The sequence below is a fragment of the Colwellia sp. BRX8-4 genome, assembly GCF_014077345.1.
Lineage (GTDB): Bacteria > Pseudomonadota > Gammaproteobacteria > Enterobacterales > Alteromonadaceae > Colwellia_A.
In genome coordinates, this window is sequence record NZ_JACGVS010000005.1 from 147,052 (window position 1) to 166,268 (window position 19,217).

The following is a 19,217-nucleotide window of genomic DNA, read 5'->3' on the forward strand; positions in this document are numbered from 1 at the left end:
ATTTACCATTATATACACTATTTTTGACTTTTTTTTAGGCTAAAAATACAAAACTAGCATGAGGTTATATTTTGTAAATCCAATGTAGTCCTTGAATGACCGTCGTAGGAAAAGCGGTTTGATGATTGGCTTCTGGGATAATAACAATTTTTGCTTTTACATGAGTTTGCTGCCAATTAAGTATTTTTTCATAAAAATTTTCAGCATCTTTGACCATGTCATGGCTGCTGTCTAATGCTTTTGATTCACGCTCGCCAATAGCAATAAAAATATTAGCATTAATGGTTAACTGCCGCTTTCGATGCGCCTCTTCTAATGTAAAAATAACCTTATTATCAAACCAATAAGAAGGACTACCGAGTATGTAATGATTAAATAATGTCGGTTTAGTTAATAATATATATGTACCAAATAATCCGCCAAGCGAGTTACCGACAAAGGTTCTATCTTGTCGATCCGTTCGATAATTTTTATCGATATAATTGATAACACTAGCTTCGATAAACGCCATATGCTGTTGAGCACCACCTGTTGTTTGTTGCCAGGATTTATTGATTGTTGGGGTATAGTCTCGCACTCTGCTAGCATCTCGCTTCGACCCTTTAGCATATGAAATTCCAACGATAATAGCTTCTTTCATTTTTTGTGCATTCATTGGATAACGGGTTGCCCCAGAAACAATCTGAAAAGTATACCAAGCATCGGTTAAGTAAATAACGGGATAAGTTTTATCATCATTTTTAGCATAAGATTTAGGTAACTTTATAAATAATGGGTAAACACGTTGACTGTCGGGATCTTTAATTTCAACGACTTTACTTCTTGGTATTTGAAAAGGCGTAGTGGCAAAAGCCATTGATAGCTGGCTGGTCAATATTAATAGCAGCGTTAAACTATATATTACTAGTTTCAAGTGAACTCTCTTTCTTTACTCAATGACAAGTCGTTATGTTTACCTAACCATAACGAGTTATTTGTAAAACCTTAAGGATAAGTAAAGCAATACTCCTGCGAATAAATCACCGGTGTATTACTTTTAGTGTGCAACTCTTATTGGCAAATATTTATTTAAGTAACGGTTTCATAATCGCTAATTTACCATCAATTGGTGTGGTGATTTCTAGGCCTAAAATGTCTGCTATTCTTATTGGCATAATATTTATTTAAGTAACGGTTTCATAATCGCTAATTTACCATCAATTGGTGTGGTGATTTCCAGGCCTAAAATGTCTGCAATTAATGGCATAATATTTATGTTTTCCGCTGTATCTAACTGATATGCTTTTTTAAATGCGGGCCCTTGTGCATAGAATATTCCATCCATGTCCGTAGTGTCAAACTGACTCCAGCCATGATTTCCTTTACTGGTTTTTCCGGTAAAACCTATTGACCAATCGTTATCGGTTAAACAAGCTATATCACCGATACGACTTGATTTTGAGGCGTTAAATTTTGCTGGAATATCTTGGTATTGATAACATTTATAATGCTTAGCTTGTTGATTTAATTGTGCAACAGTTTGAGCTAATGTGCGGGTAGACTTACCCTCATCGTATATAAGTGTAATAGGGTTGGTTGCCAAAACTTTATATTCATCATTTAACCAATTAGGTAAATATTCATAATTTTTAGCAGGATAATCAGCCATACCATGATCAGAGACAATAATAATATTTACTTCAAAATCTAACGCTCGTACTTTTTCAACCATTTCACGAATGGTGCTATCTACACGGTTAATAGCGGCAATAAGCTCAGGTGAATCTTGACCAAAACCATGCCCTGCACTGTCTATATCATGAAAATAAGTGGTTATTAATTGCGGCCGTTCGCTTGAAGGAAGCTGATACCAATTTAATACACCATCTATGCGTTCTTGATGTGAGGCGTTGTGATCATATTTTTTAAAATGAGACGGATAAATACCCGCAATAGCGGCTTCGGAGCTTGGCCAAAAATAGTTAGCGGTACGCATATTTTGTTCTTCCGCAATAATCCACAAGGGTTTACGTAAATAAAAGTCGGGATTGGTCACCGCTTCCGAGTCTCTTATGCTGTAGGTTTTATTTAAATCGCGAGCATAGAAACGGTTAGACACTATGCCATGATTCTCAGGGTATGACCCCGTAACAATACTCAAATGGTTAGGAAAGGTTTTTGTCGGGAAAGTAGGACGTAATGATGTTAAATGAGCAGACTCTTTAGCAAATTGAGACAAGAATGTAGGCTGATATTTATCAACATAATCCCACCTAAAACCATCCAGTGAAATTAACAACACATAAGGTTTAGGATTAGGATTGGATGCTATACCTAGTGAATTTTTTGATTCTGATGTGCATGCATTTAAGGCAAATAACATGCCTATTATAAATAATTTATTCACGGTAATTTCTCATCAATAATTAGTGTTTAAGGGCTTTCTAGCATTGTTTTTTTACTAACATAAAATCGTTATTGCTTTATCTTAAGACGAGTATTTATTGACTCAACGCGGGGCGTAAATAAGACAATCGCTTCAATTAAACATCAGCATAATAATTATATATTTTGTGCTGATGCCTTTTTATAATTGAGCGCTCGGTAAAATTAGTAGAGCTTTACTCGGTAAATACTGTCCATTGATTGAAGGACTACAGATAATCTATCATCATTATCAACAAACCAATAGCTTGCCGCAGGAATCGACGGAAGTGCTATAAGCTAATTAAGATGTTTTCAGGTGCATGATGAAACCAAATAATTTCCTGTTCGATGATGTCTGCGGCATTAATACTCGCTTCGGTTAACACCGTACTCCAGATGGCAATATCACCGGCATTATCTTCTGTAAAAATCGCGTCGACAACAGGTGGTGTTGGAACAGTAGGCTGCGGTGTCGTTATTTTTTCTGAACGTTCACCACTGCCTCCACCACAAGAAGCTAAAAGAGCCAGTGATATTAAGCTCACAAAAAGAGAAGCAGTATAATTCATTCAAAAACATCCATTTGTTATAATTCATCCTAAATAGGCGAGACATTTATACCTAAAGATCAATATATTTACAATTGAAACGTCTATTCTTTATTGGGGTAAATCAATAACTAAATTGAATTTTTCAGAGCTTTTCCATAGGTTAAGTAATACAGTAAATTCTGCTATTTCATGGACAGATGCGGTTGAGCTGAGGATTTTTTCAGAGAGGGTATTCATTCGATCAAATTCATTGACATTCATCATTAACATTCCTTGTTATATGTCAATGACATTATGACTTAAATAATGAAAAAGGTATAGCTTTTAGTGAGTTAGTTTATGAATCTTTGATGACAAACGTTACTGACAATACTGCTTAATTAACGATTATTTTCCCAAAGTCTCTTCTCGGGCCTTCCTGAGCAAGTGTAGGTGCCCGACGCACACTCTTTAGTAACATATAAAGATTAACTCTATAGCGCTAAAGCCAACAAATATTTATTGAGGAGAACGTTTAAATAATTTCACTGAAATGACTTAATTTTATATCACTTTTTCAGTTTTCGTTTGAGCTCTTCCATTGTCAACATTGCTTGTGGAGACTGCAGTAATTCTGCGTTTAAGTCGGCAACTGCACTTAAGCCATTAGCCACAATAGTATCGGTATTTACATTTAAACTGCGTTTTGTCGCTTTTACGGCATAATTAGGTAATAAAGCAATGCGGTTGGCTAAACTGAAAGCAGCTTTCATTAAACGCTTACGTGTTAAATAGGTATCATTAATCATGCCCCATTTTTTTGCCTGACGTCCTGAGAAAATAGCCGAAGTGTATGCTAATTCTCGTAATCGGCCATCGGGTAAATTAAAATGCAAGCGTTGCAATGTTCCCATATCTGCAGGTATACCTAATTGCGTTTCCAAAATGCTAAAGTAAGACCGCATCGACGCTAAACGAATATCGCATGCCGAAATTAAATCAACCGCCCCCCCGATACATACACCATGGACCGCTGCGATTGTTGGAACAGAACAATCAACAATCGCTGAAAATGCTTGTTGCATATTAATGATTTCAGCCCTCAAGTGCGCTGTTTTATCATTTTGGCAATCTTGTGTTGACGCCATAACGTCTAATAAAAAGTTGATATCGGCGCCCGATGAAAATTGTTTCCCCTTGCCACTCAATACCACGACATGAATATCGTTTTGGTTATTTATCCAACGATAAGCGTCACCAATTTCAAACCACATTTTTTTATTCATCGCGTTCGCCTTATTCGGGCGTGCAAGTTGTAAATGTAAGACATTATTTTGGAGCGTTAAATCTAAATATTCAAATTCAGGCATGTTCAGTCCATAGTAAAAAATTTATTCTTATTGATTAAAGATGACACGTAGGTATCGAAGAGGGCAAGATAAAATTGCTAAACCAGTAAAGTGAATTTTATCTTGGTACTTAGCTGTTATCCAACTATCAAATATTACATTACATTTTCGTAAACGTTGAGAGTGCCAACAACACGCTTTTAATTTAAAAGGTTAAGTAATTAACCTTTCAAGCATATTACATCATCAAAATCTCTGTGTTAAACTGCTAAAAAGTAACCCAATCATGCAAGTACCTAACTCATAATGAATGCAGAAGAATTATTAATACAAGCAAAAGAGTCTTGCAAGAAGCGTGGTGCACGATTTACTTTGGCTCGCGAACAAGTATTTAAACTATTAACCGGACATAGCGGTGCTATTGGTGCTTATGATTTGCTTGACGAATTAAAGCTAATTGACCCAGCAGCAAAACCAGCAACCATCTATCGTGCTTTAGATTTCCTTGGTAAGCAGGGCTTTGTTCATAAGATTGAGTCTATAAATGCTTTTGTGATGTGCCATCATTTCAGTGAATGTAATCATCCCGTGCAATTACTTATTTGTGACCGTTGCGGACATGTTGAAGAAATTCAATCGTCTAATTTAGACTTAGCTTTACGCTCGATGGCAGATGCAACCGGCTTTACCATTAGCCATCAAATTGTTGAAGCGCATGGTGCTTGTCAAAGCTGCAGTAAATAGCGTTATTATTCAGGAGTAATAATAACTTTAACACCCCCATTAAACTCATATTTAGAGCTATTGGTCGCATAAGAAGTACCCTCCCCCTTAACTCAGTGAACTTATTTATGCTATAAGTACACGGTTAAACATGCCCATATTATAAAATATTCAGGAAGCCTATGAAATATTCAATCAAGTCAGCGTTAATTTGCTTATTTGTTGTTGCCAGTGGTAGCGCAATAGCGAAAAACACCATTAGTAGCGATAAATTTCGTCAATTAGAAGAATCTTTACCAACACCCAACACTTACAGAACTGCATCAGGCGCACCAGGTCACCAGTATTGGCAACAACAAGTTGATTATAAAATTAATATTCAACTTGATGATAAAACGCAAACCTTAACGGGTAGCGAAACAATGAGTTATACCAATAATTCACCTGACACTTTACGCTACTTGTGGATACAGCTAGATCAAAACCGCTTAAAACGTGACTCTGATAATCGCTTAACAGCTACAGCTCCTAGTAAAAAAATAACTTATAGCGGATTGCGTGGCGCTATCGAGTCAACTGAATTTGATGGTGGTAATACAATTACTGCAGTTACAGCATCAAACGGTAGTGCTCTTGACTATGTAATTAACGGCACAATGATGCGCGTTATCTTACCTAAGGCATTAAAATCCGGCGATGATGTTGAATTAAATATTAAGTGGAACTATAAGCTTCATGAACAAAAAGTGTTAGGTGGCCGTTCGGGTTACGAATACTTTAAAGAAGACGATAACTATTTGTATGAGCTTGCTGGCTGGTTTCCTCGCGCAGCAGCATACTATGACGTTATGGGCTGGCAAAACAAGCAGTTTTTAGGTAACGGCGAATTCACTTTAGAATTTGGTGATTACGACGTTAAGATCACCGTTCCTGCTGACCATATTGTTGCCGCTACCGGTGAGTTACAAAATGAAAGCAAGGTCTTAACAAAAACACAGCGTAAACGCTTAGAACAAGCTAAAAACGCAAAGAAACCTGTGCTTATCGTTACCGTTGATGAAGCACTTGAAAACGAAAAATCTCGCTCAACAAAAACGAAAACCTGGCATTTTAAAGCTAAAAATGTTCGTGATTTTGCTTTCGCATCAAGCCGTAAATTTATTTGGGACGCTCAAGCTTATAAAGAAGGCGGTACCGATACCATGGCGATGTCTTTTTACCCTAATGAAGGTAATCCATTATGGGAAAAGTACTCAACTGAAGCTATTATCCATACCATGCAACAGTATAATAAATACACCTTTGCTTACCCATACCCAGTATCAATTTCAGTCAATGGACCCGTTGGTGGCATGGAATATCCGATGATCACTTTTAATGGTCCTCGCCCAACACTTGACAAAGAAACAGGTGAAAAAACCTATTCTCGTGGTACTAAATACGGCTTAGTTGGAGTAATTATTCACGAAGTGGGTCATAACTACTTTCCAATGATCGTTAACTCTGATGAACGTCAATGGACTTGGATGGATGAAGGTTTAAACACTTTCCTACAGTTTTTAGCACAACAAGCATGGGAAGAAGGTTATCCTTCACGCCGTGGTCATGCTGCTGACATTACTAATTACATGAAAAGTACTAACCAGGTACCTATTATGACCAACTCTGAATCAATTCTTCAGTTTGGTAATAATGCCTATGGTAAGCCAGCAACAGCATTAAATATTTTACGTGAAACCGTTATGGGCCGAGAATTATTTGATTTTGCCTTTAAGGAATATGCACAACGTTGGATGTTTAAACGCCCAACACCTTCAGACTTTTTCCGCACCATGGAAGATGCATCAGCCGTTGATTTAGATTGGTTCTGGCGTGGTTGGTTCTACACAACAGATCATGTTGATATCGCTTTAGGTAATATTCATTTATATCGTCCTGATAGCCAAAACCCTGATACAGAAGCCGCTTGGAATCGTGCCTTAGAAAGTGAAAAGCCAACATTTATTAGTGACCTTCGTGATAAAGGTCAATGGCTTAGAACAACTGACAAGCCTGAATTGTTAGATTTTTACAACGAGCATGATAAATTTACGGCAACCAATAAAGCACGTAATACCTATAACAGCGCAAATAAAAAGTTAGAACAATGGCAAAAAGATCTCCTTGTTGATGAAAGAAATTTCTACATCGTTGATTTTGAAAATAAGGGTGGCTTGGTCATGCCTATTATTGTGCAATTAACTTTTGCAGATAAAACAACAGAACAAGTACATATTCCTGCAGAAATCTGGCGTAAAAACAGTAAAAATGTTTCTAAATTATTTATTACTGATAAAGAGATTACCGCTATCGCTATTGATCCAAACTGGGAAACAGCCGATGTAGATGTTAACAATAACTACTGGCCAGCACGCCCTATTAAATCAAGCTTTGAATTATACAAACGTAAGAAAAAAGACATGATGCGTGACTATAATGTTAAATTAAAGTCAGCTGATGACGAAAAAGAAGACAAGGAAGAAGAAGATAAATAATGTCAAAAACCTCATTATTTAAAAGCTTTGTTTTTTGTTTATTGTGTGGCGTTGCGCTTTCAAGCGCAGCCCACCGATACTTCTTTGGATTAACTGATTTATCAGTTAATCCAAGAACCCATAACATAGAAGTTATTCATCAATTTACGGCTCACGATATTGATAATGCTATTGCTGAGCAACAGCAAATACACTTTTCAGCTGAGCATTCTGAATACGAAAAGTTCATTCAAAACTATGTTGAAGCACATTTCCAACTTATTGATGTTCAAGATAATAAAAAACAGCCAATTAAGCTCAATTGGATAGGTTTAGAAGTCGCTAAAGGTAATGTTTATATTTACCAAGAAGCTAATTTTGAAAACTTTTTATCCGGATTAGTGGTAAAAAATGATTTACTCATCGATACTTACCCTAAGCAAGTAAATACTGTAAATTATAAAGACGAAACAATTATTGGCAGCTTAACTTTTTCGAAATCAGTTAAAATTGCGATAATAAAAAACAATAACTAGTAGGAACGATTTACATTTGCTAAATTAACATGCAAAATAAAATGACTAGTATAACTAAGCCCTTGGGAAACATTCATGAATGTAGAGTTTATTAACCCTTTTTTATCTTCAATGCTCAATGTAATGTCTACTATGGCACAAATGGAATTAGTACCTGAAAAACCTCGTTTGAAAAAAAATGAAGTTGCTATGGGCGATGTTTCTGGTTTAATTGGTATGGTGAGCGCTCAAACAAAAGGCTCACTATCAATTACTTTTGAAGGAAAGTTAGCACTGGCCACCATGAAAAAAATGGTTGGCGAAGGTCCTGACGAAGTCAATGAAGAAATTACCGATTTAGTCGGTGAAATTACTAATATGGTCACCGGTGGCGCTAAGCGTATGCTGAGCGAAAAAGGCTTTGAATTTGACATGGCAACGCCTATGGTTGTTTCTGGTCAAAACCATACTATTCATCACAAAGCCGATGGACCTATTATTATTATTCCGTTAAATTCTGAATTTGGTAAAGCTTTTATTGAGTTCAGTTTCGATAAATAGTGAATTAAGTAATTTGTAGTCATAGACCAAAACCTCGTTTAGCAATAAACGAGGTTTTTTATTTTTTACGCTATATTTAGTTTATTGACTCAATAACAACTGACAATTAATGACATTATAATAAACAGTGACGGTTGAGTGCGCTGTAAATGAATTTTTGGCGACTTTACCAAGAAGATGAGTAGTTTACTTAGTATTTAAAAAAGACCTTTACTGCGCTGACAAGGTGATTTGTACACGGCGAGTAATATTACATAAGAGCTCATAGGGAATGGTAGTTGCACATAGCGCTATTTCGGCAACAGATAACTGCTCTCCCCACAAAGTCACAACATCGCCAACCTGTTCTTGTGCATTTATCCCTAAATCAACAGTGATCATATCCATTGATACTCTTCCTACCAAAGGAACCCTTCGTCCATTGACCAAAACAGGTGTGCCATTTTTAGCATGCCGAGGGTAACCATCACCGTAACCAATGGCAACAACACCAATAATAGTCTTTTGCTCACTTGTCCAAGCATTACCGTAACCGACTGATTCGCCAGCGGCTAATTCACGTACGGCGATCAAACTTGACTTCAGCGTCATTACTGGCAGAACATCCAAGGTTATATCTTTATTGTGCAAAGCACTCTCTGGCGCACAAGTTGATAAATTTGCTGCGTTACTTTCAAAGGGTAAAGGAGAAATCCCGTATAATAATAAACCGGGGCGAAGCCATTGGTAATGGCTTGCTGGCCATGCACAAATACCGGCAGAGTTTGCCAATGTTCGTTCTTCGTTACAGCCTAACGTTACTTTTTCAAAGAGTGATATTTGTTGGCGAGTCGCCTGATTGCTTTTATCATCAGCACAACCTAAGTGACTCATTAGCACAATATTTTTTTGCACGTTTACTGAGTCCGTTAATTGCTGATAAAAATGGCTAAACTCCTCTGGATTTATACCTAAACGGTGCATACCTGTATCGATTTTTAGCCAAACCTTTAACGGAGAAGGAAGCGTTGCCGATAAAAGAGCATCAAGTTGTTGATGGTTATGAATAACCGTTTGTAAATTATTGACCGCAAGTATCGCTAAATCTTTTGCATTAAAAAAACCTTCGAGCAAGACAATCGGTTGAGTAATACCTGAAGACCGTAATGCCAGCGCTTCATCAATTCTTGCCACGGCAATAGCATCAGCGGTGATCGATGAATGACCGTGTTCATTTATTTTAGCTTGCTCAGAAAACAATGCGTGCGCAATGCGTTCAAGGCCATGGCCATAGGCATTAGCTTTTAAAACGGCTAGCACCTTTGCTGTCGGTGCAAGTGATTTTATCTGCGCTAAGTTGTGCTTGAGCGCAGATAAATTAATAATTGCCGTTGCGGTCGTTAATGCCATTAATCTTCATCTAATACATGCGGGCCGGCATAATTATCAAAACGAGAAAACTGTCCTTGGAAAGTCAACGGAACACGACCAATAGGGCCGTTACGTTGTTTACCAATAATAATTTCTGCCATACCTTTAAACTCTGAATCATCGTGATAAACCTCATCACGATAGATAAACATGATCAAATCGGCATCTTGCTCAATAGAGCCTGATTCACGAAGATCCGAGTTAATCGGCCGTTTATCTGAACGTTGCTCCAAACTACGGTTTAGCTGAGACAGTGCCACAACCGGTACTTGTAATTCTTTAGCTAATGCTTTTAATGACCGTGATATTTCGGCAATCTCTAAGGTGCGGTTATCAGCAAATTGTGGCGCGCGCATCAACTGTAAGTAATCGATCATGATCATACTTATACCACCGTGATCACGGGCAATGCGGCGCGCACGAGAGCGAACATCGGTTGGCGTTAAACCAGCGGCATCATCAATAAACATCTTACCTTTATCAATAAGTAACCCCATGGTTGAAGATAAACGCGCCCAATCTTCGTCACCTAATTGCCCCGTACGAATTTTGGTTTGGTCAATACGGCCTAATGAGGCTAGCATTCTCATCATCAGTTGTTCTGCAGGCATTTCTAAACTAAAAATCAATGCGGGTTTATCTTCAGTCATCGCCGCGTTTTCTGCGATGTTCATCGCAAAGGTAGTTTTACCCATTGATGGACGTGCAGCAACGATAATAAGATCTGACTTTTGAAAACCAGCGGTCATCTTATCTAAATCAGAAAAGCCACTAGAAACACCGGTAACACCATTATTTGGCGATGAACAAAGTTGTTCAATACGATCGACTGTTTTTTCTAGTACTGAGGTTATGTTTTCTGGCCCTTCGGACTTGTTAGCCCGTTGTTCCGCGATAGCAAATATTTTAGTTTCAGCAAAATCGAGAAGCTCTGCACTAGCACGGCCTTGAGGATCATAACCCGCTTCAGCAATTTCATTTGCCACACTGATCATTTCACGAGTAACTGCACGTTCACGAACGATGTCGGCATAAGCGGTGATATTGGCCGCACTGGGTGTATTCCTCATCATTTCGGCAAGGTAAGCAAAGCCACCGGCATCTTCAAGTCGTTGCTCGTTTTCTAAAGCTTCAGATAAGGTAATTAAATCAACAGGGTTGCCTAGTTCAATTAACGCAGCTATGGTTTCAAAAGTAATACGATGTGAACGACTATAAAAATCCTGAGCGACAACACGTTCGCCAACACGATCCCACGTCTCGTTATCGAGCAATAAACCGCCCAATACAGATTGCTCTGCCTCAAGCGAATGAGGTGGAACTTTTAAAGCATTCATTTGACTATCTTGAGAATACTTTTTATCTTTGAAAAATTTATTTGGCTTGCGCTCTGCCATTTATATACCCTAAAACTCTATCGCAAATGCGAGATTAAAACTTTTGGTAGGTTAGCAGAATTTACTTTGAAACAGAATATAAATACGAGCCAGAAAGCGCCCTAACTCGTTCTATTTTCAATGCCAGAGTCATAAAAATTAATTGCTGACGCTAATATTGCCATTTACCGTATTTACACGTACGTTCGCGTTGGCACTACCGGTTTCAAAGTCTAATTTTGAGCTTGGTCCATACTTAGCTTTATTTGATTTTTGCGTGGTAATTTTATTAGTGATCTGACCACCAGCACTGGCTGATAATCTGAAGCTTGCTTGAACATTTTTCTGTAGCTTTAATGCTAAACCGCCACTAACACTAGACATCTTAACGACACCACCATCATTTAACGATAACGTTGCAGAAAGATCGCCACTGACATTTGCAACGGTAAGTTCGTCAATATCATTTAATCCTAAGTTAATATCGCCACTGACATTTTCGATCGTCACTTCTTTTGCTGTTGATTGCGCGTCAATTTCACCACTGACCACGCGTAAACTTAAACGTCCACGTGACTGACGATCTTTAATATTACCGCTAACACTCGACAAACTCACTTTCCCTGATAATTTGCTGCTGTTAATATCACCACTAACTGAAATTAATTCAATGCGTTCACTCAAATTTACCGCTTTGATGTTACCACTTACTGTTTTTGCTTCGGCGCTGGCATGCAAGTTCTCAAAATTAATATCACTGGCAATCCCCTCAAAACTGACACGAATGTTTTTAGGCATATGAATCGTTAATACTGAGCCTTTAGCATTGTTACCCCAGAAGTTGTTGCTATGATTTTCAAGCTCAACCTTAATTTTCACACGCGATCCTTGTTGCTTAAAGAGTAAACCTTCGGCGTCGTCTTCCAATTCTCCCTTTATCGAAATAGTGTTTTTATCCCAACCAATAACCGTAATATTACCGCGTAAATTTTCAATATTTACACTACTGACATCACTGACCAGTAATGACTTGTCTATCTGCTCACCCGCAAAGCTTGAACAAGCGGCTGAAAATAACATCATCGGAATAACTTTTTGTAAAACTCTCATAACTACCTCTTTATAGTGTTATCTTTAAATACTCTGCCATTTAGGGCTGTATAGTTGGCTTAATAGATCTAATTCTTGTTTTTGGGTCCAACGTAATAAATTAAGTAAATCATTATTACTTGGGTCTTCATTTAGAGCCTTTTCAATCGTAGCTTGGGCTGAGCTTAGGTTTATTAACTCTTGTTGAATTTCTTTTGGCAGTGCCGATATTTTAGGCTGGCCAAAGCTAATCAACATCGATTGCTTGGTGTGCTTAAAATTTTCTTGCATTGCAGTTACTAAGGTCAGGGGTGAGTTATTTTGTTGCGCTAAATCCAGCGGCTGTTCTGAAAATTGAGGCGAAAAAGAAAACCAAGTAGCCAATACAGCGAGCACTAAAGATGCCGCCCATGCTGTAGGCATAAACACTTTTTTCACCGGTGATACAAAGACGGGTTTGTCTTGTGTTTTAACTTCAATTGCACGTTCAATACCAGCCCATAAATCACGTTGTGGTGTCATTTCATCGGGTAATTTTGCCAGTGCTTTTTGTAAAGCTTGCTCTGATAATAATTTATTCATATCTCGATCCACTCCATTAACAAATTTCTAGCTCTATGGTATTGCGCTTTACTAGTACCTACTGCCATGTCGAGCATATTTGCAATTTCTTCATGGCGGTAACCTTCAACCGCGAACAACACAAAAACTAAGCGAGCTCTTTCAGGTAAACGAGCGATATGTTTATCTAATTCGGTTAGACCCGCACTATCTGGCATTTCTACGGCAATATCTGCCATGGTTTGATCTTCGATACTAAAGATACGTTGCAACCAGTTTTTATGTTTGCGCAAGTGTCCAAGTACAATATTGTTGGTGACACTGTGTAACCAAGTAGAAAATTTACTTTCACCACGAAAATTAGCTATTTTTTGCCATAGTTGTACAAAAACCTCTTGGCAAACATCCTCGGCACTATCTTTATCTGCAAGCATACGCCAGCAAATAGCATAAACTTTACGATGATACTGCTGATAAAGTTGATAAAAAGCCTGCTGATCACCCTGCTGTGCTCGACTAATAATTGCACGTTCTTTTGCACGGTTTACAGCAATATGGATCGGCGGTTCAGCACAGTTTTTAATGTTAATAACTTTCGGATTATCCAAAGGTTAACTCTCAATAATGGTGTCGTTATAAAGTAAGATACAGTATTTATGAAAAGGGTTTAAAGAAAAGCGAAAAATATTATATTTTTTGAGATCACGGCAAAGCTGAATGGTATTTCAATGGATTTTTAGGCATAAAAAAAGCGTCTTACGACGCTTTTTTTACATTTTGATTTTAGCGCAAAATTACTTGCTGCTAAGTGCACCAAAACGTTTGTTGAATTTATCAACACGACCACCGGTCTCAGCAGCTTTTTGTTTGCCCGTGTAAAATGGGTGACAAGCTGAACATACGTCTAAGTGAATATCTTTTTTCGCTGTAGAACGAGTTACGATGATGTTACCGCAAGAACAAGTTGCCTTGAACTCAACATAATTAGGATGAATACCGTCTTTCATAGAAACCTCTGTATAAGGCCGTATCGCCACTTAGTCAGTCATTATTGCTGCTAAGCACCATACGAGTTAAAAATAATGGAGGCGAATTTTAAATCATCGACACATGCTTAGCAATAGCCTAATGACACTAATTGCTAAAAAATGAACAATTAATCCGTTAAGGTGATTAAAGTTAAACTTTCTATAAAATCGTACTTGGCATATTAACAACAAGTCGGCAGAATAAGCTTAATTATCGTCAAAAAAGTACTCGTTATGCAGGTTAGTTATATTCAAGTCGCTATTCCTGTACCTATGCGTCAGTTATTTACTTATATCGTGCCAAAAAGCATCAGTAATGACGAGATTCAAATAGGCGCACGAGTGATCGTGCCTTTTAGTCATAGAGAAGTTATTGGTATTATTATAAGTACCAGTGAAGTCTGTGATATTGACGACAAAAAACTTAAGCCGATTATTGGCTTAGTCAATGACAACTTTCGTTTTCCTCCCGCGCTTTTAAAGTTTTTACTGCGTTGTGCTGATTATTATCATCACCCGATTGGAGACGTACTACAACTGGCTCTTCCCGTGTTGCTTCGTCAAATTGAGCAACCTACTATTGATTTAGCGACCACTTGGCATTGTTTCTTGTTTGAGCAAGACAGTGAAGAAAAGCTGCTATTAGAAAGAATAGTTAAGCGAGCCCCCAAACAAGCCGAACTGTATAATGTCATTAAAACCCACCCGGGGCTAACTTGGGCAGAAATTAGAACACTAGGTTATACAAAAGCACAATTAAATACGCTTGAAAAGAAAAAGTTAATTGAAGAAAGGCAACAAAAAGCTGAAACCTTTGTCTATCACCAAGACGCTTTAGCTGAGAATGAAAAGCTAACCTTAACCGTTGAACAAGCGGTTATTGTCTCTGCGGTAAAAGCGTCCTTTGAGCAGTTTTCTTGTCATTTAGTAGACGGTGTCACCGGTAGTGGTAAAACCGAAGTTTATTTACAAGCGATGGAAAAAACTCTCGCCGCCAATAAACAAGTACTGGTATTAGTGCCTGAAATTGGTCTAACACCACAAATGCTCAGCCGGTTTGAACAACGCTTTAATTTACCTATTTGCTTGCACCACTCAGGATTAAACGACAAAGAACGTTTACAAACTTGGCTGGCTGCACAACGGGGCACCGCCGCAATAATTATTGGCACGCGTTCAGCCGTTTTTGCGCCGCTACATCATTTAGGTTTAATTATTGTTGATGAAGAGCACGATGGCTCTTTTAAGCAACAAGACAGTTTTCGTTATCACGCGCGCGACATTGCTATTTTACGCGCGGGTCAGTTAAATATTCCCATTGTACTCGGTAGTGCCACGCCTAGTTTAGAAACGCTACAAAATGCATTGTCGGGTAAATATCAATATCATCAATTAACTAAAAGACCCGGTCAAAGTACTCAAGCCAAAATCAGTCTTATTAATGTTGCCCAACAGCAAATGGAACATGGCTTATCAGGTACGTTAAAAAAGGCGATTGAAACAACACTTAAACGCGGTGAACAAGCCTTAATATTTTTAAATCGCCGTGGTTATGCGCCAGCGATTAATTGTCAAGAGTGTCACTGGGTAGCCGATTGTCAGCGTTGTAATAAACCTTATACTTTGCACCAAGGGAAAAAATTATTAATTTGTCACCACTGTAGTAGTCAAAAGCGTATCCCATACCAGTGTCCTAGTTGCGGAAGTGTCCGTATTAAACCTATGGGACAAGGTACAGAACAATTAGAAGAGCGCATCGGCGAACTTTTTGCTGACTATAGTACCGTAAGAATCGATCGCGACAGTACTCGTAAAAAAGGCGAATTGGCAAAATTATTACAAGAAGTCAGTGATAAAAAACATCAGTTACTGATTGGTACACAAATGTTAGCAAAGGGGCATCACTTCCCTGATGTAACACTGGTTGCAGTGTTAGACGTTGATGGTGCACTCTTTAGTTTTGACTTTCGTGCTGCCGAGCACATGGCACAATTATTAGTGCAAGTTGCTGGCCGTGCAGGTCGAGAAAGTAAGCCTGGCAAAGTTTTAGTACAAACCAACTTCCCTGAACATCCATTACTGCAAGATTTAGTCAACAACGGTTACCCACACTTTGCTAAATATGCGTTAACTGAGCGCAAACAGGCCTTATTACCACCGTTTAGTTATCAAGCACTTTTTCGGGCAGAAGCTAACTATCCTTCTTATCCTGAAAAATTTCTCAGTGCATTAACCGAATTTACTTTTGATGGCTGCCAATTTGCCGGTCCGGTGCCAGCTGCGATGGAAAAAAAAGCAGGTAAATATCGCTATCATTTAATTGTACAAGCTAAATCACGCAAGCAACTTCATCTTGCTATTTATCAGCTGATTAACGCTATTTCTCAGAATGAATGGCAGAAAAAAGTACGCTGGACAGTAGATGTTGATCCACTTGATTTAAGTTGGTAACTTTAAGTAATAAGCCTTCTGTTACAATTTTCTTTTTAAACTAGTGTCATTTCCTTACCAGTTGGTTAGAATTACCCGACGTTTACCGGTATATTATTATTTCATGGCTCATCAAGATTACGTTTCCCGCGCACAAAACAAAAAGAAAAGTCCCTATAAAGGCAAGGTAGCGCCTAAACCAACCTTCACCTTAAAATTTAAGTTTTTACTCTTTTTAGTCATATTATTGATCGGTGGTTTTATTTATGGATTATGGTCAATAAAAGACAATAAACCGCAAGTCTCTCCCGTGAAAATAGTCAAAGAAGCCCCACAAGCGGTGAAAGAAAAAGCATTACCCGCTCCACCAAAAGAGATATGGGCATATGTTGACAACCTAAAGAGTAAAGAAGTTGAAGTGGGTAAATATGAAGTTAAGGATAAAGGACCGTATAAGATGCAGTGCGCGTCGTTTAGAACGATGAGACAAGCCGAAGTATTAAAAGCCAATATTGCCTTTACTGGCTTAACGGCTCAAATAAGTGAATCTAAAGGTAAAAACGGTATTTATTACAAAGTGTTTTTAGGTCCTTATGAGCGTAAACGTGAAGCAGAAAAAGACAAACATAAGCTAAAAAGTAATAATGTTAATGGCTGCCAAATTTGGCTTTGGAAATAAAATCCAACGGATTAGTGAACAATAAGTTAGTCCAATTGACATAATAGACACATTTATCTAGCTCCCTCCTTGAAAAAGTCATAATTAGCCTTATCTATTCTTCATAGATATAAATAAATATTTGAGGTTAATTGTGACAACTATCGTATCCGTAAGACGTAATGGCAAAGTAGCAATTGGTGGTGATGGCCAAGTATCGCTTGGAAATACCGTAATGAAAGGTAATGCTCGCAAAGTTCGTCGTTTATATAACGGCAAGGTCCTTGCTGGTTTTGCTGGCGGCACTGCTGATGCTTTTACTTTATTTGAGCGCTTTGAAAGTAAACTTGAACAACACCAAGGCCATTTAACTAAAGCCGCTGTTGAGCTTGCTAAAGATTGGCGAAGTGACCGCGCCTTAAGAAAATTAGAGGCTTTACTTGCTGTTGCAGACGAAACAGCTTCATTAATCATCACCGGCAATGGCGATGTTATACAACCAGAGAATGACTTAATTGCTATCGGTAGTGGTGGTAACTTTGCACAGTCGGCAGCAACTGCACTGTTAGAGAATACCGAGCTTTCTGCGATTGAAATTGTTGAAAAGTCGTTAAAAATCGCTGGCGACATTTGTGTATTCACCAATCATCAACATACGATTGACGAGCTATAAAGCTCAACTTTCGTCTCGCTTAGTAAGTGTATCAAATAAGTAAAATGCATAAGGAATTATCATGTCGAATATGACACCACGTGAAATAGTCAGTGAATTAGACAGCCACATTATTGGTCAAAGTGATGCCAAACGTGCTGTAGCCATCGCCTTAAGAAATCGCTGGCGCAGAATGCAGTTAAACGAAGAGTTACGCACCGAAGTTACCCCTAAAAACATTCTAATGATTGGTCCAACGGGGGTTGGTAAAACAGAAATAGCAAGGCGTCTAGCCAAACTTGCCAACGCTCCTTTTATTAAAGTTGAAGCAACTAAATTTACCGAAGTCGGTTATGTTGGTAAAGAAGTCGAAACGATCATTCGTGACTTGGCTGATATGGCAATAAAAATGACCAAAGAGCAAGAAATGGCTCGGGTAAAACATATCGCCGAAGAAGCCGCTGAAGAACGAATTTTAGATATATTATTGCCACCACCACGAGACGGTTTTGGCGCTGATGGAGCTACGGATAATAGCAGTACTCGTCAAGCTTTTCGCAAAAAGTTTCGTGAAGGTCAACTTGATGATAAAGAAATAGAATTAGATTTAGCTGCCCCACAAATGGGGGTTGAAATAATGGCTCCTCCTGGTATGGAAGAGATGACTTCGCAGCTGCAAAATATGTTTCAGGGCATGTCTAATGAAAAAACCAGCAAGCGTAAATTAAAAATTAAAGATGCTTTTAAAGCGTTGCAAGAAGAAGAAGCCGCCAAAATTGTTAACAATGACGATATCAAAGAAAAGGCTATTTATGCAGTAGAGCAAAATGGCATCGTTTTTATCGATGAAATTGACAAGATTTGTAAGCGTGGTGATAGCTCAGGTCCTGATGTTTCTCGCGAAGGGGTACAAAGAGACTTACTCCCTCTGATTGAGGGCTCAACAGTAAGCACTAAGCATGGCATGATTAAAACAGACCATATTTTATTTATTGCTTCAGGCGCATTCCAGATGGCAAAACCATCTGATTTGATCCCTGAATTGCAAGGTCGATTACCAATTCGTGTCGAGTTACAAGCGCTAACTACCCATGATTTTGTTAGAATTTTGACTGAACCAAACGCATCATTAACTGAACAGTATATTGCTTTGTTGGCAACAGAAGGTGTACATGTTTCTTTTAGTGAAGATGGTATTCAGGCAATCGCTAATGCCGCATGGCAAGTTAATGAAAGTACAGAAAACATTGGCGCAAGACGCTTACATACTATGATGGAACGTTTAATCGAAGACCTATCATTTAATGCTGATAAGCGTGCTGGGGAAGTCATTATAATTGATCAAAAATACGTAGATGACACTATTTCTGAATTAGTTAAAAATGAAGATTTAAGCCGTTTTATTCTATAGAAAGA

The 19,217-nt window shown here is 38.2% G+C and carries 19 protein-coding genes; 8 read left to right on the forward strand and 11 right to left on the reverse strand.

Annotated elements, in window-relative coordinates:
• Positions 1-64: 64 nt before the first annotated feature.
• The 5 genes from H4J56_RS06545 to H4J56_RS06565 all read right to left on the reverse strand — a co-directional run bounded on the left by H4J56_RS06545 (position 65) and on the right by H4J56_RS06565 (position 4,306).
• Positions 65-913, reverse strand: a complete 849-nt coding sequence (locus H4J56_RS06545) for an alpha/beta hydrolase (RefSeq protein WP_231907455.1) — start codon at positions 911-913, stop codon at positions 65-67.
• A gap of 246 nt (positions 914-1,159) precedes the next feature.
• The gene (locus tag H4J56_RS06550) at positions 1,160-2,386 is read right to left on the reverse strand and encodes an ectonucleotide pyrophosphatase/phosphodiesterase (RefSeq protein ID WP_182259046.1); all 1,227 of its coding nucleotides are present in this window, start codon (positions 2,384-2,386) and stop codon (positions 1,160-1,162) included.
• A 310-nt stretch (positions 2,387-2,696) separates the two neighbouring features.
• Positions 2,697-2,975, reverse strand: coding sequence for a hypothetical protein (locus H4J56_RS06555; RefSeq protein ID WP_182259047.1), 279 nt, complete (start codon positions 2,973-2,975; stop codon positions 2,697-2,699).
• 90 nt (positions 2,976-3,065) lie between these two features.
• Positions 3,066-3,221, reverse strand: a complete 156-nt coding sequence (locus tag H4J56_RS06560; protein ID WP_182214746.1) for a hypothetical protein — start codon at positions 3,219-3,221, stop codon at positions 3,066-3,068.
• A 284-nt stretch (positions 3,222-3,505) separates the two neighbouring features.
• A complete protein-coding gene (locus tag H4J56_RS06565) occupies positions 3,506-4,306 on the reverse strand; it encodes an enoyl-CoA hydratase-related protein (protein ID WP_182243062.1) in 801 nt (266 codons plus the stop codon).
• Between the two features lie 285 nt (positions 4,307-4,591).
• Here H4J56_RS06565 and zur point away from each other — a divergent pair, with 285 nt between their 5' ends.
• The 4 genes from zur (at position 4,592) to H4J56_RS06585 (ending at position 8,597) form a co-directional block, all read left to right on the forward strand.
• Positions 4,592-5,029 carry a zinc uptake transcriptional repressor Zur gene (gene zur, locus H4J56_RS06570; protein WP_070374992.1) on the forward strand — a complete coding sequence of 146 codons (438 nt, stop codon included), beginning with the start codon at positions 4,592-4,594 and terminating at the stop codon, positions 5,027-5,029.
• A gap of 161 nt (positions 5,030-5,190) precedes the next feature.
• Positions 5,191-7,542, forward strand: a complete 2,352-nt coding sequence (locus H4J56_RS06575) for a M1 family metallopeptidase (protein ID WP_182259048.1) — start codon at positions 5,191-5,193, stop codon at positions 7,540-7,542.
• Complete coding sequence (locus H4J56_RS06580) at positions 7,542-8,057, forward strand: DUF6702 family protein (protein ID WP_182259049.1); 516 nt, start codon at positions 7,542-7,544, stop codon at positions 8,055-8,057. Before H4J56_RS06575 ends, H4J56_RS06580 begins: the two co-directional genes overlap by 1 nt.
• A gap of 75 nt (positions 8,058-8,132) precedes the next feature.
• Entirely contained in the window at positions 8,133-8,597 is a 465-nt protein-coding gene (locus tag H4J56_RS06585; RefSeq protein WP_146798820.1) for a chemotaxis protein CheX, read from the forward strand.
• A gap of 210 nt (positions 8,598-8,807) precedes the next feature.
• Here H4J56_RS06585 and alr read toward each other — a convergent pair whose 3' ends face one another.
• From alr to rpmE, 6 genes are all read right to left on the reverse strand, one after another.
• Positions 8,808-9,986: an alanine racemase gene (gene alr, locus H4J56_RS06590; RefSeq protein WP_182214753.1), complete on the reverse strand. Its 1,179-nt coding sequence runs from the start codon at positions 9,984-9,986 to the stop codon at positions 8,808-8,810.
• Positions 9,986-11,404, reverse strand: coding sequence for a replicative DNA helicase (dnaB, locus tag H4J56_RS06595; RefSeq protein ID WP_070374997.1), 1,419 nt, complete (start codon positions 11,402-11,404; stop codon positions 9,986-9,988). Before dnaB ends, alr begins: the two co-directional genes overlap by 1 nt.
• 138 nt (positions 11,405-11,542) lie before the next feature.
• The gene (locus H4J56_RS06600) at positions 11,543-12,493 is read right to left on the reverse strand and encodes a DUF4097 family beta strand repeat-containing protein (protein WP_182259050.1); all 951 of its coding nucleotides are present in this window, start codon (positions 12,491-12,493) and stop codon (positions 11,543-11,545) included.
• 24 nt (positions 12,494-12,517) lie between these two features.
• Positions 12,518-13,054 (reverse strand): hypothetical protein, encoded by a 537-nt coding sequence (locus H4J56_RS06605; protein WP_182203265.1) that lies wholly within the window; start codon positions 13,052-13,054, stop codon positions 12,518-12,520.
• Positions 13,051-13,641, reverse strand: a complete 591-nt coding sequence (locus H4J56_RS06610; protein WP_220465912.1) for a sigma-70 family RNA polymerase sigma factor — start codon at positions 13,639-13,641, stop codon at positions 13,051-13,053. Before H4J56_RS06610 ends, H4J56_RS06605 begins: the two co-directional genes overlap by 4 nt.
• 186 nt (positions 13,642-13,827) lie before the next feature.
• Complete coding sequence (gene rpmE / locus H4J56_RS06615; protein WP_070374999.1) at positions 13,828-14,040, reverse strand: 50S ribosomal protein L31; 213 nt, start codon at positions 14,038-14,040, stop codon at positions 13,828-13,830.
• A gap of 255 nt (positions 14,041-14,295) precedes the next feature.
• On the opposite strand from rpmE, the gene priA reads away from it, so the two are divergent.
• The 4 genes from priA to hslU all read left to right on the forward strand — a co-directional run bounded on the left by priA (position 14,296) and on the right by hslU (position 19,212).
• Complete coding sequence (gene priA / locus H4J56_RS06620; protein WP_182259051.1) at positions 14,296-16,512, forward strand: primosomal protein N'; 2,217 nt, start codon at positions 14,296-14,298, stop codon at positions 16,510-16,512.
• 103 nt (positions 16,513-16,615) lie between these two features.
• Positions 16,616-17,170, forward strand: a complete 555-nt coding sequence (locus H4J56_RS06625) for an SPOR domain-containing protein (protein WP_182259052.1) — start codon at positions 16,616-16,618, stop codon at positions 17,168-17,170.
• A gap of 133 nt (positions 17,171-17,303) precedes the next feature.
• Positions 17,304-17,822, forward strand: coding sequence for an ATP-dependent protease subunit HslV (hslV, locus tag H4J56_RS06630; RefSeq protein ID WP_070375002.1), 519 nt, complete (start codon positions 17,304-17,306; stop codon positions 17,820-17,822).
• A 61-nt stretch (positions 17,823-17,883) separates the two neighbouring features.
• Positions 17,884-19,212, forward strand: a complete 1,329-nt coding sequence (hslU, locus tag H4J56_RS06635; RefSeq protein ID WP_070375003.1) for an HslU--HslV peptidase ATPase subunit — start codon at positions 17,884-17,886, stop codon at positions 19,210-19,212.
• Positions 19,213-19,217: the final 5 nt, after the last annotated feature.

What these genes read in the sequence shown, in the direction of transcription:
- H4J56_RS06565 (WP_182243062.1), bottom strand. Translation starts at nt 4,306, where the DNA reads ATGCCTGAATTTGAATATTTAGATTTAACGCTCCAAAATAATGTCTTA.
- H4J56_RS06555 (WP_182259047.1), bottom strand. Translation starts at nt 2,975, where the DNA reads ATGAATTATACTGCTTCTCTTTTTGTGAGCTTAATATCACTGGCTCTT.
- H4J56_RS06580 (WP_182259049.1), top strand. Translation starts at nt 7,542, where the DNA reads ATGTCAAAAACCTCATTATTTAAAAGCTTTGTTTTTTGTTTATTGTGT.
- H4J56_RS06600 (WP_182259050.1), bottom strand. Translation starts at nt 12,493, where the DNA reads ATGAGAGTTTTACAAAAAGTTATTCCGATGATGTTATTTTCAGCCGCT.
- H4J56_RS06605 (WP_182203265.1), bottom strand. Translation starts at nt 13,054, where the DNA reads ATGAATAAATTATTATCAGAGCAAGCTTTACAAAAAGCACTGGCAAAA.
- alr (WP_182214753.1), bottom strand. Translation starts at nt 9,986, where the DNA reads ATGGCATTAACGACCGCAACGGCAATTATTAATTTATCTGCGCTCAAG.
- dnaB (WP_070374997.1), bottom strand. Translation starts at nt 11,404, where the DNA reads ATGGCAGAGCGCAAGCCAAATAAATTTTTCAAAGATAAAAAGTATTCT.
- H4J56_RS06585 (WP_146798820.1), top strand. Translation starts at nt 8,133, where the DNA reads ATGAATGTAGAGTTTATTAACCCTTTTTTATCTTCAATGCTCAATGTA.
- zur (WP_070374992.1), top strand. Translation starts at nt 4,592, where the DNA reads ATGAATGCAGAAGAATTATTAATACAAGCAAAAGAGTCTTGCAAGAAG.
- H4J56_RS06560 (WP_182214746.1), bottom strand. Translation starts at nt 3,221, where the DNA reads ATGATGAATGTCAATGAATTTGATCGAATGAATACCCTCTCTGAAAAA.
- H4J56_RS06625 (WP_182259052.1), top strand. Translation starts at nt 16,616, where the DNA reads ATGGCTCATCAAGATTACGTTTCCCGCGCACAAAACAAAAAGAAAAGT.
- rpmE (WP_070374999.1), bottom strand. Translation starts at nt 14,040, where the DNA reads ATGAAAGACGGTATTCATCCTAATTATGTTGAGTTCAAGGCAACTTGT.
- H4J56_RS06575 (WP_182259048.1), top strand. Translation starts at nt 5,191, where the DNA reads ATGAAATATTCAATCAAGTCAGCGTTAATTTGCTTATTTGTTGTTGCC.
- priA (WP_182259051.1), top strand. Translation starts at nt 14,296, where the DNA reads ATGCAGGTTAGTTATATTCAAGTCGCTATTCCTGTACCTATGCGTCAG.
- hslU (WP_070375003.1), top strand. Translation starts at nt 17,884, where the DNA reads ATGTCGAATATGACACCACGTGAAATAGTCAGTGAATTAGACAGCCAC.